Source organism: Methanomassiliicoccales archaeon, from assembly GCA_029907465.1.
In the GTDB taxonomy this organism is placed as follows: Archaea; Thermoplasmatota; Thermoplasmata; order Methanomassiliicoccales; family JACIVX01; genus JACIVX01.
In genome coordinates this window covers 23,934-40,173 of the sequence record JARYLV010000016.1, presented here as the reverse complement: position 1 = coordinate 40,173, position 16,240 = coordinate 23,934, and the positions used below count along the sequence as shown (strand labels likewise).

The window sequence follows — 16,240 nt, the reverse complement described above, 5'->3', positions numbered from 1 at the left end:
GAGGTACACTTCCAAACCGCCGAAGATCAAGATACCATTCATAATTTTCCCTTGGTATTGAAAGCGCATCTAACCTCTCAATGAGCTTATTAACATCAGTCTCCCTTTCGCTTCCCCCGATGATTTCACCATATCCCTCTGGCGCAAGCAGATCTGAACATCTGTACGTTTTTGGGTCTTCTGGATCTTCCTTCATATAGAATGCTTTGCATTCCTTAGGATAATTTGTGATAAAAACAGGTAAAGACTCCTCTGCGGTGACTGCCCTTTCCTCAGGTGCACCAAGATCGCATCCATATACGATATCGAATCCTCTTGAACGCAAAAAATCAATGACCTCCGAATACTTCATTCTCTTGAAGGGAGGCGTTATGGCCTTGAGAGGTTCGATATCTCTCTTGAGCAATTCCAGTTCAGCTCGTCTTTCTCGCAGGACTTTTTCAACCATGGCGGTCACAAGCTCTTCCTGGATCCTCATATTCTCATCATTCTCTACCCAAGCTTCTTCGAGCTCAAGGTGCCAGTACTCCGTCAGATGCCTGGGCGTCCTCGATTTCTCAGCGCGAAAAGAAGGGGTCAAAGACCAAACTCTTTCGAGCGAAAAGATTAGCGCTTCAAGATACATCTGTGCACTCTGGCTCAAATACGCCTGCCTTCCGAAATAATCTAGCTTAAAGAGCGTAACGCCTCCTTCACATGCATTTGTCGTGAATATCGGTGGCGTCACCTCAACGAAGTCATTTTCTTTGAGCCATTCCCTTGCTCCCTCCAGTGCCGTCGCCTTGATTTTCATAATTGCGTTTTGCTCCCTAGATCGAATCCATAAGTGTCTCTTATCGAGAAGCAACTCCTCACTCTGATATTCTGTGATCGGAAACGGCTCGGCAGGGCCGATCAACTTGAATTCGCTGGCTCGAATCTCGAGTCCGCCTGGTGCCCTCTTATCCTCAGCGAGTCTGCCCACGACAATCACCGACGATTCGACCGATGCCGAAACCGCCGCATTGAAGTCGGTGTCAGGTAGAAGTCCCTTTTTCACTGTCACTTGGATGATCCCTGAGGCGTCCCGAATAATGGAAAAAACAATCGATCCGCTCGATCTCGTCCGGTATACCCATCCTCTGATACAGACATCCCTGTCCGTATGGGGCTCAGTGAATACTTTGGATATCGGAACTGGATGGTACATTCGTCTCTTAAGAAGTGCATTCAAGTATCTCTTGATTTCGGTTTAGAAGGAGGGGGGGTGCCGATTCGAATTACCTTTTGCACTTTCTTATCCTCTATCGGGTTTTGTGTGGAGACAGAGATTTTTATTTCCTATTGCTACCATTGATCGATGGTGAGCTCCATAGGCGTTGTGATTAGGAGAGCTACTGTTGATGATTTACATCGTATTGAATTGATTGAGAGGGCATGCTTTGATGAGTCGGTACGATACGAGAGATCACTGCTAACCACACTCCTAGAAATTGACGAATTTTTAACAATTATTGCATATATAAATGAAGAGCCAGTCGGGTACGCTTCAGCTTATTTCCATGAGTCCTCTAGGCAGGGGAGAATCATTTCTATCGCTGTTCTGCCAGAGTACCGAAAAATCGGAGTTGGTACTGCAATGATTGATGAGATTGAGCGGAATGCGATTGCAAGGGGTATTGTCAAAGTTGTTTTGGAAGTTCACATGATGAATGAAGTGGCATTGAGATTTTATAAGAAAAGAGGGTTTTCGATCAAAGGAATCTTGATGGACTACTACGGTCCCGGGAAAAATGCGTTCACTATGGAGAAATTCCTTCGGCAAAGCCCTAAGAAAAACTTGAATAATCGATCTTTCAGAGAGCTTGTATGACTGATTCTAGAAACCTATTGCAACCTTCGCAGGCGATGAAAATATGATATGATTTATCGGATAGAGATTGGCATGCAAATTGCATGGCGGGTAATTGCTGGCAATCGTTTCAATTCCGCCAGCGAGAGTGATACTCTTAGATTTTCACACTTGAGTTTATTGAAGTCTTGTTGCCCGGCGGGACGTCCAAATTCCTGATCACAGAGCTAAGAGAGCAATGATTGGTCTTCGCTTAGGAGTGCAACTGATCCGTTCTGGCATCGACTACTCTGAATCAAGATACAGTCTCCGATCAGGAAGGGAAGAATGAGATAACATCATTTACAACCAACCATCTACTACCAACTTTCAAAATCAATTTTGAGGTTGCCTCGCTCTAATGATATATTGTGAAATCGATTTTTCCAAAGAACTGTGAGACCTGTCCAGATGACAATATTGGGAGAGTGGGACCCACATTCTGATTGCAAGAAATCTCTTCTTTCTTGAAAGCCTTTGACAGGCGCCCGAGACTCCAATCCGATCAACTTCTGTCGTGTAAAAATCATTAAATATCAAACCATATATGTGCGGCACGTTAGTGACCTCTCAGGATGTTGGCTGGAGGTGGATGAAAAATGGAAGAGACCCTTTGCAATGTTGAGTTCCTAAAAAGTAACACAACCTATGTAGCCAGAGTTCAGAGCGACATTGGCGGGCTGAGGGAATACCGCAGTTCGAGTCTTGAAGAAGTTCTTGAACAAGTGATTATCGATCTCCAGGAAGAGTTTGAGACGACTGGTTAGGGATCTTCCAAGGCTCTGCATTCCGCCCGCTTAGAGAGCGCAGAGCATCCTGCACCTGCGAGCCTGTATGCCATTGAGATTCATTCAAGAGGAGGTGTTCGATTTGCAGGAAAAGGAGAGAACGGAATATGACACAGTTATGTCGAACTATTACGGTGATGACCAAGTTACCTCACTCATAAATCTGAAAATTGACACAAAGGAGGCGGATGCAATAGCAGAGCGGATATCCGAATACGAGGTTGTGGAAGACGTCTTTCTTGTTACTGGTGATACGGATATCATTGCAAAGGTGAAATTTCAGAACTATAATCAACTGAAGAGATTTCTCGTCGAAAAAATTGCCAACATCCAGGGAATCAAAGAGATAAAAACAATGATGGTCGTGATGACTTTTAAAGAGAGGGGCGAGTTGAAAACGGAGTCGCTAAATAGCCAAGGCTCCGATGAGATGCCTAAGAGTGTATGAAGGGAACGTGCCCCCAGGTGAAGGAGGTGATCATGTGGATCAAAATGCCAAACTCAAGCAGATCATCGAGATTCTTGACCAACTGGCTGAAGATACATCGGTGCCAAGAAATATCAGACGGGGAGCGACAGAGGCAAAAGAGCGGCTTCTGCAGCAAAATGAAGCACTTGACGTGAGGGCTGCGAGCGCTATCTTCATTTTGGATGAACTGGCAAATGATCCTAACATTCCCCTTCATGGCAGAACCCTGATCTGGAATATCATCAGCCAGTTGGAGACCGTGAGCTGAGAGGGTTTCTGCTTCGAAAATGCAATCAAAGTAATTTAATGTGGAAAAGAATTATTGATCGGAATGCGATTAAGGCGCGAGCGGCTGTAGTCTAGTGGTTAGGACTGGAGCTTCCCAAGCTTCAAACCCGGGTTCGAATCCCGGCAGCCGCACCTTGAGATTCAATGTCTTTCGATCGCGCTGCGAGTAGACTAAATAAGATCAGAGTTAGTTAAGCGAGCCGAAACACAAATTATTGATCATTCATCAAGGAATGGCTTGAGGAGAGCTGGCAAGTGTCGTTTTCTGAAAAATTACAAGACATCAAAACGACATTTCATTCTGGCTCTACTTGTTCCGAAACGGCATCTTTGTAACATTCTTGTTCTCAATCCCGCAACCAAATGAGGAAAGTTCATCCGTGGCAATACCATGATCGATTGCGATTGGTCGACGCGATACTGTTTGGTAAACCCGTCTCATTATGAGGAGGATCCAGCCAACATACATCAGAAGTACCAGAGGTGTCGATGGCCAGTAAAATGGGTAAAGAAATGCGGCTAACATCATTGCGATGAACCCGCCGGAAACAAATGAGGAGACAATTCTAACTGTAACCCGATTGTCCCTCTGTGAAAGATTGAGATTCGAGTAATTTGTACTCCTTACGATTCTAGAAATCTCCGATGAGAAGACAAAGTGGAAGACAATCGTCAGGAGAATACCGATAATAAAGATCAGGATGTGTAGATAACCTGTCGTCACGGCAGTCGCACAAAGAATCAGGAAGTAGGCGATGATAAGGATGCCAATTCCCTTTGATTTTTGCAGGACAGGAAGAGTCGAAGGCATGACCAGTTTTGATAAAGTCCTTGATATGACGGCGCCGCCATGTTTCACATAAGCAGGTAGCATTGAGGAGAGTCTACCAGCAACTTTCAAACTGTTCCTCATGAGAAACGGGGTAATCGCGCTCGTTACGAAACAAAGCGCCCCTGCAAAAGGATAAAGAATGGCGCCTTTCGTCGCACCAAAAGCACGGCTACCGACACTGGCAAACATCACAGACTCAGCATCCCTTCCGCAGAGTGCGCTTCCTATCGACATGGATGCTTTCGAGGAAAACCCCAGCAGATATGCGAGAGCTGCGGTAATAATGAAATCGTTGATAATGACAAGTGTCGCTGCTGCTAAGATCAGCCACCAAATTTCAACGAACATGAGGGGGTCTATCAACATTCCGAACGATACGAAGAAGACGGCTACGAAGGCATCTCTGAACGGCACGATTTTTTCTTCAAACCTCTCTGAAACTTTCGTCTCTGCGAACACCATTCCAATGAAAAATGCTCCGATAATAGCTGGTACCCCAGAGATCTCAGCAAAAGCGGCTGCAAGGAATACGATGCCAAGTGCAAAGAGGACGAACATTTCATCGTTCTTAATCCTTCGGAGATGATGAACTGTCTTTGGTATAACCCATAGAGCGAGAAAAACGAAGAACGCATAGAAAACGATGATTCCTAGCGCGAGTGAAGACAAACTCACTGGCTCAGTCCCATCTTTGATCATCAGACCAGCGATAATTGTCAGAAGAACCATGGCGAGGAAGCTCTCAGTTACAGAGATGCCGATGAGGAATTCCGTTTCAGGATTTGCTAGCCGTTTGAGTTCGATGATCGATTTCATTGCCACCGCACTGCTGCTCATCGAGATGATACCTGCAAGAAAAATCGTGTCGACGATTGGCCAGCCCATCGCCGTTCCCAACATAATTCCAGTGAACATGTTGATACCTAGATTCAACATCGCGATGATCGCAGCTGATGATTTCGTTTTCCTGACCTTACTGAACGAGAATTCCAACCCTATGAAAAACATCAGAAGAATGAGGCCAAGGTACGAGAGGAAATCGATTATGGTCGTGTCCCTGATGATGCCATTGTATGTGAACGGACCAAGCTGAAAGTGAATATGGGGACCGAGAATGATCCCAACGATGATATAACCAAGAATGACACTCTGCTTCAACTTAGATGCGATCGTGGCGCCTATGAATGCAATGAGCATGACAGCGCCGATCTCCAGCATCATATTATCTGGCGTTAGCATAACTCCCTCTCATCAATGCAGATCAGACATGAGCAGGGACATGTCGGCCGACCATATTGACGAGCGATGGACGATTGAAAGTCTCGATAAGTTGATCGGCAAACAAAATTTCCTAATACACAATATAGAACCCTTCTGACACGACTGCATCAACTGTGCATCCCTCCGGAGGTATAATGGCATAAGTCGATATTAATATATTTCCCAGCATGGTTAGGACTTGAAGGCACATATTTCGGCAGCCTCTCTGATTGGAGCTCTTTACCTATGCGTGTTACAATATTTCCCAGATTCAATTGCCGTCCAAGGCACTCACATGAGCGCACAAGTCCATTCAAAATTATCTCAGCGATTGAGGAAATCCTTCAGTGACGATCCAAAATGATCGTGGAGTTTTCGCTAAATGGTTATGAAACGACGCTATACGAGTGGAGAGTGATGTCGCCCACTTATTCCGGCCTAGATAGCGGTTTGATAGACAAGGAAGGGCGACTGTGACTCAGGAAGTCCAGCGAGAATGAAATCATAGATAAGCATACTCTGCTAGGGGACCAACTTCCCGAACAGGACACCCGAGGTGGCCTCATGGGCAGTAACCTAATATCTACCGTTTACGCATGGAGAAACGACATCCACAATTACATATGGAAATCTGTCGAGCGGCTTCTTTCACAAAATGCGCAAGAAGCCACAGCGCTGTTTTGATAAGAATTCTCTCCTAATTCCAGATTTCCCTTTGCGTTTTTTCCTTATGGCTCAAGCTCCCCGGATAAATCTATCATGAAGGCACACGCCCTTCATCTTCTCGTCACACATCCGTCACAGAAGGTCATTGTGGTACCGCCAAGAAGCCCAAGAAGATTAGTCTCGAAGCACGTAGAGTTCGGTGCCATCGTATATTGGTACCCATGGCAATTAAAGCGGATTGTCGATCTATAAGATTGGGTATAGAGTATCTGATGACTCGGGACGGTAGACACCTTAGACTTATTGCATTTAACCTGATCGCGCACTTCAACTTGGCTGTGTTTTATTCCCGGTCGGAAGAAGTGCGATCAACGAGCTTGGTGTGGTCGAATACCAAATCCATCTATGCAAATTAGGCACCTCTCTCGCCGCAGTTATTTTTTATATATATCTCATTGCACAATTCCAAATTGGGGGCACCACTGACGACCTAATGACTTCAATCGTTACTGAAATCTCGGCGAACGATGATTAGGTATCTTCGAAGGCTCGTACTAAGAACAAAAATAACGAAGGGTGCAACCAACTTGATCTGCTGACAGGCTACTGGCACCATTGAGGGAGATCTTTTATGATCGAGGTCGACGGATCATATGGTGAGGGCGGCGGACAACTGGTGAGATGCGCTGTCGCATTTGCTGCCCTGACAGGCAAAGAGACGCGAATACATAACATCAGGGCCAAAAGACCGAACCCAGGTCTCGCACCGCAGCACCTCGCCGCGATCAATGGCGTAGCTCTGATTTCAGGGGGCGCGCTCGAAGGTGCGACAATCGGTTCAACTGAAATCATTTATCGACCAGGGAAGGTTCGGGGGGGAAAGTTCCGGATCAATGTTGGTACAGCAGGCAGCATCCCGCTCGTCCTTCAGGCATGTATGTTGCCAGCAATCGTGGCCGAGACGAAAACAGTTATGGAAATAACTGGCGGGACGAATGTAAGGTGGTCCCCGCCCATCGACTACTACGATCTCGTCCTATTTTCACTTCTAAAAAGAATCGGTATCGATATTGAAATGGAAATTCTAGCACGGGGCTTCTATCCAGAGGGCGGTGGAAAGGTATTGGTCGAAATCTCGCCTGCAAAAAGAATCGCACCGTTACGCTTGGAAGACCGGGGCCAGCTGAGAAGGATAGGAGGTAGGTGCTTTTCCCAGAATCTCCCATCACATATTTGCTCACGGATGTGTCACTCTGTGAAGAAGTCATTGATCGATTTTGGCAACATTGATATCAGTAGTGAAATCTCATCAGGAATATCGACTGGTGTGGGGATCTGCCTTTTTGCCGAATACGAGAATACGATGCTTGGCGCTGATGCTCTAGGTGAGAAGGGGATTCCAGCCGAGACGGTGGGGGCGAGCGCTGCGCTCTCACTCAAAGAGGAAATTTCATCTGCTGGAACACTCGATATTCACGCAAGCGATCAAATATTGCCGTATCTTGCGCTCGCTGGCGAAGAATCGACATTCCGGGTGAGAGCAATCTCAAAGCATCTTGAGACACAGCTCTGGCTGATAAGCAAGTTCATGAACACACGATTTGAATTGGAAAAGATCGAAGGAGGGTATAGGATCGTCGTTAGGCCTATCCGTACATGATCGACCGCATTTTTGCCAGTTCTTCTTTTTTGCCAGCCTTTCTGTACATCTCTTTCAATCTTTCTTCGATCATCACCGCTTCGTCGATCAGGGGCTTGACGTCTATGTCAGTATGAAGCAGAATTTTGTCGATCGCCGAAGTCACAGCGGCAGCAGCTCTTGCATCTGGATATTCGGCACTTGCTTCCGACAATAGCAGGAGAACATCGAAATCTCTGTACACGCCTTCATTCAGCAAAACGCTGGCAAGACCAACAACGACGCCGTTTTCGAAAAAAGGTATCCCATTGTTCTTTAGAACCTCATTCGCCCTTTTGGTTGAACCAATCCCCCAGACACGGTTAATCAGATCCCGTGCTGTATCAACCTTCTCAACCTCCTCGTATTGACGTTCGGCCGGCGATTGTACAATGAGACCTTCTGGCGAGATCACCATCCCGCACCTATGGTCTTCGGTCCAATCCATCACCGCTCTCGCAAGCGGTTTAATTAGATTTGTAGGCGGTTGAAACTCTGATACGAAGACAACAATTTTGTCCTCTCCTTTTTCACCGGCGTATATCCGCACGGGTCCATATGGTACTCCATTCTTTATCCAGGAAACGGCTGGGAAGTATTCTGAATCGACAACCCCCACCTGTTCTAGCGCCAGAGCTGTGACTAAATAGTTCGCGGCAATCGATCCTACAAGACCAACACTTGGGAATCCATCGATGACATAGGCACCCCTCAGATCGGTCTCCTTCAACTCAATAATTTGAATCTCGTCCATCATGGTTCATATTCAGTTCATGATACTTAACAATTAGCGGCCGCTATCGCTTCCTCATTCACATCTCTACCTGACAAATGTAATAAAGCCACGAAATACGGAAATCTTATCATCCCTTTTCAATATGATCTGAGGTGATGAGGCCTTTTGTGATCGTCAACTGCGCGATGACGCCGGACGGTAAAATTGCCGGCAAGGAACGGAGACAAGTACGCATCTCGTCTCAAGAGGATCTCGAGAGGGTTAAGAAGCTACGAGCTTCGTGTGACGCAATACTCGTCGGTATAGGTACTGTACTCGCAGACGATCCACATTTGACTGTCAAGGACCCCCAACTAGAAAAAAAACCGCTAAGGGTGGTGCTCGATTCGCATGGAAGAACGCCGGATAATGCAAAGGTCCTTGATCGAAATGCCCCAACACTGATCGCGACGGCGGAAGAGTGCAGAAAAACCTGGAAAAACGCCGAGGTCGTAAGATTCGGAAAGGGGAGGGTTGACATCGAGCCGTTGCTCTCATATCTTTACTCGAAGGGCATAAAGAAGCTGCTCGTAGAGGGGGGTGGGGAAGTTATCTGGTCCTTTTTCAAAAGCGGCTTTGTTGATAGGTATTGTGTCTATATCGGTGACTTTGTCCTCGGGGGGAGGGGTGCCCCGACCCCTGTCGAGGGAGACGGCTTCTCCGATCATCTACCATTTCATCTTAAACTGATCACGATAGAAAAATTAGGCAATGGGGTTCTCCTCATATACGAGGCTACCGGGAATGTCAAATGAGAGGATAAGATTCACAGCGGATGAGATGCTCGGAACGCTTGCGAGGTGGCTGCGCATCATCGGTTATGACACGATTTATGAAAAGAACAGGAGCGATGATGAGATCGAAATGCAAGTTCTCAGAGACAGAAGAATACTACTGACGAGAGACAAAAATCTCGCAAAGAGGCTTGGGGAGAGAAGTCTTTACATCGAGAGCGATGAACTTCGCGAGCAGCTTCGTCAGGTCATAAGGTCATTTAATCTGAAGATGGACGAAGATTTTACGCGGTGTACAGTTTGCAATGGGGAGGTTGATAGAGTTACGCAAAAGGAGGTCGAAAATGAGGTTCCAGCAGGGGCCCTCGTAAACAACACGGAATTTTATCGCTGTCGCAGCTGCGGTAAGGTTTACTGGAAAGGGTCTCATTGGGAAAACATCCTCAAGGCTCTGGAATTAATCGAGGATGAACAATAGAACCATGCAAATCTTGAACCGCCATTCTCCAAAATATGCTTAGTTCAAATCTTATAATAATCTTCGCTGATGATTTTCCCGTTGCCCGCGTTGAGGATCATGACACCATGAATGCCTTCGACACACCAGATCGGAATGTAGAACACGCCGAGTTCCTTTATGGCGACCTCATCTGGATTCGGTGAAACTGTTTTCTTCTCTACGATAGTGACTTGACCAGTATCCTTGATGATTTCTTGCTCGTGAGTATGCATTCTCACTACTTCACCTCTAACGAGTTTTTTCGCCTCCTCTGTTTCCAGCATCGGTTCCAAACGTTTGAAGGCGTGCTCGAGCGTCAAAACAATATCGACATTCTCGTTCCAGGGCTCAACTTTCCCGGTCAGTGCATTGACCGAAAGATGTCCGCGCTCGCTACCGACTTTGACTTTATCGATATAGAGATCGCACGAGTATTGATAGACAAAATAAGGAACCAACTCCAGCCTATATCTGAACCCGCCGACCGTCTGCCTTGAGATTTCCTTCACATCCTCAAGGTCAATCACAGGCTTTACAATTTTCTCACTCAACTCCGTACCCTGCATTTCTTCCAGCATTTCCGGCGCGACGATCTTTGGATAATCATCAGCGATCAGTTCATCGATGAGACCGTGATCGTGTTCTCCCAATAGTTTCTCAATACGCGTTCGTCCGATTTCGCGGGCGACGGCTTCTCTGTCCCAGAAGGTAACCGATGGATCAAGAAGCATTGCCGACGACTCGGAAATCGGCTGAAGACTTACGATCACCTTCTTACCATTGAAATTCTTAAATTCGTTGAGAAAGGCACGGATTCTCATCTCCTCATTCGTCCCTTCCAGAAGCAAGAAGACGACTTCACTCGTTCCCTTCCTTCCGAATATGCGATCTCCCCTTTCGGTCACCTCGAACTCCCTTGATTTTAAAATCTCGACGATGACGCTGCTCAGGGAGGACAAATTCGCACCTCTTACTTGATCAAGTTCCAGAAATAAAAATATTATCTTGTTCTTTGTTTCTCTGCCTTCTCGATGGAAGTGTTGTGGCTATTCCGACCATACATATGATCGCGTCACTGTTCTGAAGCTGAGTATGGAATGTAGTTTTCAAGACATATTGCAATCGGTATACAATATCGGTCTGTGAAAACTCACTTTTTTCGGATCTTTCTCATAACTGTTTGTAACAGTGTATGGTCATTTTCAAATTCCTTGGAGTTTAGATTCCAAGACGACGAAATTACCGGTGCTACATCAATATTTTTGACGGAAGAACGGATTTATATTATGTACTGCAATCGATTGATCGCACCGTAAGTCGTTAGACTTGCAGCAGGAGAATTGGGGATGATAAAGAAACTACGGGACAGACTGGAAATTCCGGGTAGCGCTCTGAAGGAAATCAACGATTTCCTCCTTGACCCATCCAATGAAATAATAAATGACATACTCTCAGTCATCGAAAAATATGGGACGCCTGAGGAAATCAACGCAAAGGCGCAAGAGGCTCGGAGGCTCGAGAAGTTATTGCAACGATTGAAGGATATGAATTCCCCCTATCTGAGGGATATTGAATGGCTCCTCGATGCGAGAGCTAAGAAGAAATTCATTTCCATTCGAGAGTTCAGAAAAAAAGTGCTTGGAGAAGTTGCCAACGAAATAGCATTCAACGAGAAATACCCCGTTATTCTTGAGATCAGCGCTTTGCAGTACTTCCCTTGGCTGATTGCTGAGGCCCAACAGGCTATCAAGAACAGGGAAATCATGCCCTCGAGATACATCAGGGTCAGAAAGATGAAAGAACAAGAGGCCGACCAGGGGGATATCCTGGCCACAGCAGCAGCGATGCAGATCATTGGGGCTTCATATGTCGAGACCCTTGATACGAAGGGTACTGATGGGTCAAATGTCCACCTAGGTGGTCCTGAAACGATCACTGGGTATTTTGGCGGAGTTGGACAGCCGAATGAGCACGCACTTCAGTACATTGATGAGTTCCTTTATTATTGCACAAACTACGGAATAAAACAAGTTCTCAATCTGAACCCTGGAACCGTTCTCCTCGGCTACATCATTCACAAACTCGGGATAGACATGGAATTCAAAATATCCGTCTTCATGGGAAACGACAATCCGTATTCTGTACTTTGGACATTGATGACGGCGAAGTTATTTGCACGGGACGACGGGACGACGCCGCTCGTCGGCTTCAATTTGAGTAATTCGGTCAACGTGGACACGCTGGAGAAAACAGCAGAGATTCGTAGGATGCTCGGCCTTGAAGACAAGGTGAGAATCGAACATCACATAACTGAGACATGGAAAAGCATCGTAAGACAGCCATACAATCGTCGAGATGATCTACTTGCAATTGCGGATCATGTTCCCAATATCGCAGCAAAGCACGAGGGCGGTGAGATCGAAACCGAGCAGATGAGGGAGCACCCGTCTGACATTCTCGATTACTTCAGAGATAAGAAAGAGATCGTAGAATCAGGACTAATGCCGTCATTAGAACGAAATTTCCTTGACAAACATGACGCGGTCAATAAGACCGCTGAAGCCATTACGAGAAAAGGCCTGTCCTTTGTCGCTGCATGGAATATTCATGCTAGATGAAGGGATCACATTTTATTAGACTCTCTTCTTTTTTTCACTTTCCCAATGAGCAAACAATCTCATATCGCTAAATCATGTCAAAATATGATCAGCATCAATCATCCGATGAAAAAATTGATAACAGGACGTTCATGTGTATGTGAATATGAGCCTGCGCTTGCCGATTCGCTTGGTCTCGCTGGCAATGATCCTGAGCGGTATCCTCTTGGTGGTTTACGGTATAGCCAGTGGCGAGATGCAGGTCGCTCTCTTTCTTATCTTTCCAGTGATCTATGGCACGGGCATTTTGAGTTTAATCTCACTTTTACTGATTTTTATCGGTTTCTTCTTAACTTTTCTGTCGTTCGCGATTCCCCCCGAACGTATTGAAGTACCATACGAGACGATGGAAATGGAGCGCCCTTGTAGTGAGGAAAAGCCTCATGTCAAAGGTGGTGGCGTTGTTCTCATTGGCCCAATCCCGATCATCTTTGGATCCGATGCAAAAATGGCTGTTATCGCGATGGTCCTAGCGATCGCCATGATACTGCTCACCCTTCTTTTGTTTCTCTAATTCGTCAACAATGAGCTGACCGGCATCTTTCGATGAGATTTTTTTCTTCCGGGCCAATTCTCTGATCTCCCCAACGATCCTGATGTAATCTTCAAAGGTGTTACCTTTTTTCCGCAGCACGCGGCCGAGCGCTTTCTCAAATGGTTCGTTCTTTCTCAACTGCTCAAGCGCTTCCCTGACCGCGATTACATCTTCCGATCTCATTTGTGCCAACCTTCGACAACCCTTAGAAAATTCTTGAAGATCTCTGTCCCGTATTCTGTGTGCTCAACTTCCGGGTGAAACTGCAGCCCGTATACCGGCCTCGATTTCATTTTAACAGCCTCGACGGGACAATTATCTGAGTGCGCAAGAATATCGAAGGAAGGGGGTACAATAGATACTTCATCGTTGTGTGATTCCCAAACAATAAAAGTATGAGGGAGGCCCTTGAAAAGGTCGTTTTCTTGATCGACGTAGAGTACGGTTTTCCCAAATTCAGGAACCCTTGCCGGTTCTGTCTTTCCCCCAAATTTCGCGCACATGAACTGCATTCCCGCACAGATCCCAAGGATTGGGATCTCGGCTCTGTCTAAATACTCCCCGTTGCGCCCCATCCTTTCGGCATCAAGTGCGACACGAGGGGCCCCGCCAGAAAGAACTAGTGCGTCCGCATCCTGAATATCCTCAAATGGTGTCGTATTCGACACGATCGCTGTGTCGACGCCAAGATATCTGAGCACCCTCCACTCCCGGTGCGTCCACTGTCCACCATTGTCTATAACATAGATCTTCATCGCCTTGTAAAAGACTGTACTGTATTTAAGGAGTGTCGGTTCCCGAGATAACTGTTAGAGGCCTGATCAGTTTGGGTTCGACGCTGAAAAGAAAGGCGGATGGTGGCGATTTGCATGGTAATAGCTGCTGATAAGAGCCCAGGTAATTGTGCAAATCGACAAGGTGCCATTTAGCAACGCTTCATTTCGTAAGCTCATTATGATCGGAATTATTAAATGGTGATTTTGTATCAGATTTTTCCTGTGAAAGCTATACTTTTTGACCTTGGCCACACACTTATCGATTACTACCACGACTGGAAAGAACCCGAGATGAAAGCGATTAAGAAAGTCTATCGGATCCTCTCAACAGATTTTGGAATTCCGGACGAAGAGGAGGATTTTTATCAGCACCTGAGCCGCCTGCTAATGGAGGCGAGAGAGGCAAAGATCAAGAAAATGATTGAAGTGCCACTCTCGGACGTCCTTGACCGGTGCTTTCATCGTTACGGCTGCGACGGTGATGATGACCTCATGGATAAGGCGTTACACGCTTTTTATGAGACACTGCTCGAAAATCGCCAATTAATTCCAGGTGCAAAAGAGATGCTTGATAAAGTGCACGCGAGGGGATATGCGATTGGGCTCATATCCGATGTCGCCTGGGGATTGCCGTCCGAATTCCCCTTAAGAGATATGCGTTACTATGGAATCGACCAGTATTTCGACGATCTAATTTTCTCGACGGATGTAGGCCTCAGGAAGCCTAACCCAAAGATCTTCAAGATGGCCCTTTCGAATTTAGACGCGAGGCCCGACGAGGCGATGTTCATCGGTAATTCACTCCAGGCCGACATAAAAGGGGCAAAGGGTGTAGGGATGGTCGCGATTCTCAAGGAGTCGAAATTCTACCAACATGACGATTCGATCGTGCCAGATGAAAAAATCTCTCATTGGGATGAGATAGATCGCATTCTAGTAAAATACACTCGCCGATGACTCACTCCCACTCGATCGTCGCAGGCGGTTTGTCAGTGATGTCATAAACAACCCTGTTCACTTTGTCTTTCATCTCGTTGACGATACGGAGCGAAATCCTCTCCAGAACTTCATGTGGGATCTTCGAATAAGTCGCGGTCATCGCGTCGACCGAATCCACAGCACGCACAGCAATCGTTCTTCCGTAGGCGCGCCTGTCGCCCTGAACACCAACAGACTGGACTGGAAGAAGAACGGCAAAATACTGCCATGGTAACGTCATTTTCCCACCAGCGGCTGCCTTTTCGATTTCCTCTTCAACAATCGCACACGCCTCCCTGACGATTTCTACAGCCTCTGGTGTCACCTCCCCGATGACCCTTATTGCAAGAGCTGGGCCCGGAAATGGTTGTCGTTCCGAGACCTCTATGCCTAAAAATCTCGCGACCTTCCTGACTTCGTCCTTATAAAGGTCACGTAGCGGTTCCACGAGCTTTAATTTCATGTCGGCTGGGAGTCCGCCGACGTTGTGGTGCGTTTTAATCGTGTCCCTCAGGCGGTCACCACTCTCGATCCAATCTGGAGCGATCGTCCCCTGCACGAGGTAATCTGCTCCAAAATCTCTTGCTGTCCTTTCGAACACCCTGATGAACTTCTCCCCGATGATCTTTCGTTTCCTCTCGGGATCTACAACTCCCTTGAGTGCAGCAAAAAACTCGCTTGATGCATCAACGATCCTGTAATTCACACCAAGTTGATCCAGCATTCTTCCTACCGTCTCAGTCTCTCCTTTCCTCATGAACCCTGTGTTCACGTAAACGGCGAGGAGGCGGTCTCCAATGGCTTTGCTCGTGATAACAGCAGCAACAGTGCTGTCAACGCCTCCTGAACATGCGATGATCGCTTTTCCCTTGATTTCGCGATTGAGCTCATCAACCTTGTCTTCTACGAACTTTTTTGGATCAAACACTAACGCTGCACCTCCTCTGAGTCTCGCTCAATCTGCTTAGCCATTTCTTTTCGGTACTCAAGGAGTTTGCCGTGAATCCGACTATCCGATAATGCCAAAATCTCAAGGGCCAGGAGTGCCGCGTTATCTCCACGGTCAAGGCCAACAGCTGCTACAGGGACTCCTGGGGGCATCTGAACAATTGATAGAATTGAATCGAGATTGACTTTACCACTGACAGGCACGCCGATCACTGGCCTTGTCGTCAACGCCGCAACTGCCCCCGGGAGCGCCGCAGAGAGACCGGCAATCGCGATGAAGACCTTTGCGTCGCTCTTCGACACAATCTCTTTCACACGCTCAGGCGCACGGTGCGCTGATGCGACGACGATTTCCGCCTCTACGTCAAATTTCCGTAGGACTTCGAGAGCCTTTTCGCCCACCGAGATATCGTTCTTGCTGCCCAATAGGATCGTTACATCCGACATGATCTACTAAGTATATTGCCAGAATAAAAGTATTTCGTAC

At 46.7% G+C, this 16,240-nt stretch carries 18 protein-coding genes and 1 tRNA gene; 11 read left to right on the top strand and 8 right to left on the bottom strand.

The window, feature by feature from the left end:
• A partial coding sequence (gene asnS, locus QHH00_06630) for an asparagine--tRNA ligase (protein ID MDH7509056.1) occupies window positions 1-1,213 on the bottom strand: 1,213 nt, incomplete at its 3' end.
• Window positions 1,214-1,339: 126 nt separating this feature from the next.
• Between asnS and QHH00_06625 the strand changes: the two genes are divergently transcribed.
• The 5 genes from QHH00_06625 (at window position 1,340) to QHH00_06605 (ending at window position 3,547) form a co-directional block, all read left to right on the top strand.
• On the top strand, window positions 1,340-1,852 hold the full coding sequence (locus QHH00_06625) for an N-acetyltransferase (GenBank protein ID MDH7509055.1): 513 nt from the start codon (window positions 1,340-1,342) through the stop codon (window positions 1,850-1,852).
• A gap of 617 nt (window positions 1,853-2,469) precedes the next feature.
• Complete coding sequence (locus QHH00_06620; GenBank protein MDH7509054.1) at window positions 2,470-2,637, top strand: hypothetical protein; 168 nt, start codon at window positions 2,470-2,472, stop codon at window positions 2,635-2,637.
• A 103-nt stretch (window positions 2,638-2,740) separates the two neighbouring features.
• Window positions 2,741-3,106, top strand: coding sequence for an Lrp/AsnC ligand binding domain-containing protein (locus tag QHH00_06615; protein ID MDH7509053.1), 366 nt, complete (start codon window positions 2,741-2,743; stop codon window positions 3,104-3,106).
• Between the two features lie 34 nt (window positions 3,107-3,140).
• Entirely contained in the window at window positions 3,141-3,395 is a 255-nt protein-coding gene (locus QHH00_06610; GenBank protein MDH7509052.1) for a UPF0147 family protein, read from the top strand.
• An 80-nt stretch (window positions 3,396-3,475) separates the two neighbouring features.
• Window positions 3,476-3,547: transfer RNA gene (locus QHH00_06605), tRNA-Gly, on the top strand.
• A gap of 175 nt (window positions 3,548-3,722) precedes the next feature.
• Here the strand turns inward: QHH00_06605 and QHH00_06600 are convergent.
• Window positions 3,723-5,486, bottom strand: a complete 1,764-nt coding sequence (locus QHH00_06600; GenBank protein MDH7509051.1) for a cation:proton antiporter — start codon at window positions 5,484-5,486, stop codon at window positions 3,723-3,725.
• A 1,318-nt stretch (window positions 5,487-6,804) separates the two neighbouring features.
• Between QHH00_06600 and rtcA the strand changes: the two genes are divergently transcribed.
• A complete protein-coding gene (gene rtcA, locus QHH00_06595; GenBank protein MDH7509050.1) occupies window positions 6,805-7,833 on the top strand; it encodes an RNA 3'-terminal phosphate cyclase in 1,029 nt (342 codons plus the stop codon).
• Here rtcA and QHH00_06590 read toward each other — a convergent pair.
• A complete protein-coding gene (locus tag QHH00_06590; GenBank protein MDH7509049.1) occupies window positions 7,820-8,605 on the bottom strand; it encodes a PAC2 family protein in 786 nt (261 codons plus the stop codon). The two genes, rtcA and QHH00_06590, sit on opposite strands and share 14 nt — an antisense overlap.
• Before the next feature lie 137 nt (window positions 8,606-8,742).
• On the opposite strand from QHH00_06590, the gene QHH00_06585 reads away from it, so the two are divergent.
• Complete coding sequence (locus tag QHH00_06585; GenBank protein MDH7509048.1) at window positions 8,743-9,381, top strand: 2,5-diamino-6-(ribosylamino)-4(3H)-pyrimidinone 5'-phosphate reductase; 639 nt, start codon at window positions 8,743-8,745, stop codon at window positions 9,379-9,381.
• Window positions 9,371-9,838 carry a Mut7-C RNAse domain-containing protein gene (locus QHH00_06580; GenBank protein MDH7509047.1) on the top strand — a complete coding sequence of 156 codons (468 nt, stop codon included), beginning with the start codon at window positions 9,371-9,373 and terminating at the stop codon, window positions 9,836-9,838. The genes QHH00_06585 and QHH00_06580 overlap by 11 nt, the downstream gene beginning before the upstream one ends.
• A 44-nt stretch (window positions 9,839-9,882) precedes the next feature.
• Here the strand turns inward: QHH00_06580 and QHH00_06575 are convergent, their stop codons facing one another.
• On the bottom strand, window positions 9,883-10,818 hold the full coding sequence (locus tag QHH00_06575) for a hypothetical protein (GenBank protein ID MDH7509046.1): 936 nt from the start codon (window positions 10,816-10,818) through the stop codon (window positions 9,883-9,885).
• 387 nt (window positions 10,819-11,205) lie between these two features.
• On the opposite strand from QHH00_06575, the gene QHH00_06570 reads away from it, so the two are divergent.
• Both QHH00_06570 and QHH00_06565 read left to right on the top strand, forming a co-directional pair.
• Window positions 11,206-12,477 (top strand): hypothetical protein, encoded by a 1,272-nt coding sequence (locus QHH00_06570; protein MDH7509045.1) that lies wholly within the window; start codon window positions 11,206-11,208, stop codon window positions 12,475-12,477.
• 145 nt (window positions 12,478-12,622) lie between these two features.
• Window positions 12,623-13,030, top strand: a complete 408-nt coding sequence (locus QHH00_06565; GenBank protein ID MDH7509044.1) for a TIGR00304 family protein — start codon at window positions 12,623-12,625, stop codon at window positions 13,028-13,030.
• On the opposite strand, the gene QHH00_06560 is transcribed toward QHH00_06565, so the two are convergent.
• The gene (locus QHH00_06560; GenBank protein ID MDH7509043.1) at window positions 12,986-13,234 is read right to left on the bottom strand and encodes a hypothetical protein; all 249 of its coding nucleotides are present in this window, start codon (window positions 13,232-13,234) and stop codon (window positions 12,986-12,988) included. The two genes, QHH00_06565 and QHH00_06560, sit on opposite strands and share 45 nt — an antisense overlap.
• On the bottom strand, window positions 13,231-13,806 hold the full coding sequence (locus tag QHH00_06555; protein ID MDH7509042.1) for a GMP synthase subunit A: 576 nt from the start codon (window positions 13,804-13,806) through the stop codon (window positions 13,231-13,233). Before QHH00_06555 ends, QHH00_06560 begins: the two co-directional genes overlap by 4 nt.
• A gap of 243 nt (window positions 13,807-14,049) precedes the next feature.
• On the opposite strand from QHH00_06555, the gene QHH00_06550 reads away from it, so the two are divergent.
• Window positions 14,050-14,784, top strand: coding sequence for an HAD-IA family hydrolase (locus tag QHH00_06550; protein ID MDH7509041.1), 735 nt, complete (start codon window positions 14,050-14,052; stop codon window positions 14,782-14,784).
• 1 nt (window position 14,785) lies between these two features.
• Here QHH00_06550 and guaA read toward each other — a convergent pair whose 3' ends face one another.
• The gene (guaA, locus tag QHH00_06545) at window positions 14,786-15,733 is read right to left on the bottom strand and encodes a glutamine-hydrolyzing GMP synthase (GenBank protein MDH7509040.1); all 948 of its coding nucleotides are present in this window, start codon (window positions 15,731-15,733) and stop codon (window positions 14,786-14,788) included.
• Window positions 15,733-16,200, bottom strand: coding sequence for a 5-(carboxyamino)imidazole ribonucleotide mutase (gene purE, locus QHH00_06540; GenBank protein ID MDH7509039.1), 468 nt, complete (start codon window positions 16,198-16,200; stop codon window positions 15,733-15,735). The genes guaA and purE overlap by 1 nt, the downstream gene beginning before the upstream one ends.
• Between the last annotated feature and the right edge of the window lie 40 nt (window positions 16,201-16,240).

What these genes read in the sequence shown, in the direction of transcription:
- QHH00_06625 (MDH7509055.1), top strand. Translation starts at nt 1,340, where the DNA reads ATGGTGAGCTCCATAGGCGTTGTGATTAGGAGAGCTACTGTTGATGAT.
- QHH00_06620 (MDH7509054.1), top strand. Translation starts at nt 2,470, where the DNA reads ATGGAAGAGACCCTTTGCAATGTTGAGTTCCTAAAAAGTAACACAACC.
- QHH00_06600 (MDH7509051.1), bottom strand. Translation starts at nt 5,486, where the DNA reads ATGCTAACGCCAGATAATATGATGCTGGAGATCGGCGCTGTCATGCTC.
- rtcA (MDH7509050.1), top strand. Translation starts at nt 6,805, where the DNA reads ATGATCGAGGTCGACGGATCATATGGTGAGGGCGGCGGACAACTGGTG.
- QHH00_06590 (MDH7509049.1), bottom strand. Translation starts at nt 8,605, where the DNA reads ATGGACGAGATTCAAATTATTGAGTTGAAGGAGACCGATCTGAGGGGT.
- QHH00_06585 (MDH7509048.1), top strand. Translation starts at nt 8,743, where the DNA reads ATGAGGCCTTTTGTGATCGTCAACTGCGCGATGACGCCGGACGGTAAA.
- QHH00_06580 (MDH7509047.1), top strand. Translation starts at nt 9,371, where the DNA reads ATGTCAAATGAGAGGATAAGATTCACAGCGGATGAGATGCTCGGAACG.
- QHH00_06570 (MDH7509045.1), top strand. Translation starts at nt 11,206, where the DNA reads ATGATAAAGAAACTACGGGACAGACTGGAAATTCCGGGTAGCGCTCTG.
- QHH00_06565 (MDH7509044.1), top strand. Translation starts at nt 12,623, where the DNA reads ATGAGCCTGCGCTTGCCGATTCGCTTGGTCTCGCTGGCAATGATCCTG.
- QHH00_06560 (MDH7509043.1), bottom strand. Translation starts at nt 13,234, where the DNA reads ATGAGATCGGAAGATGTAATCGCGGTCAGGGAAGCGCTTGAGCAGTTG.
- QHH00_06555 (MDH7509042.1), bottom strand. Translation starts at nt 13,806, where the DNA reads ATGAAGATCTATGTTATAGACAATGGTGGACAGTGGACGCACCGGGAG.
- purE (MDH7509039.1), bottom strand. Translation starts at nt 16,200, where the DNA reads ATGTCGGATGTAACGATCCTATTGGGCAGCAAGAACGATATCTCGGTG.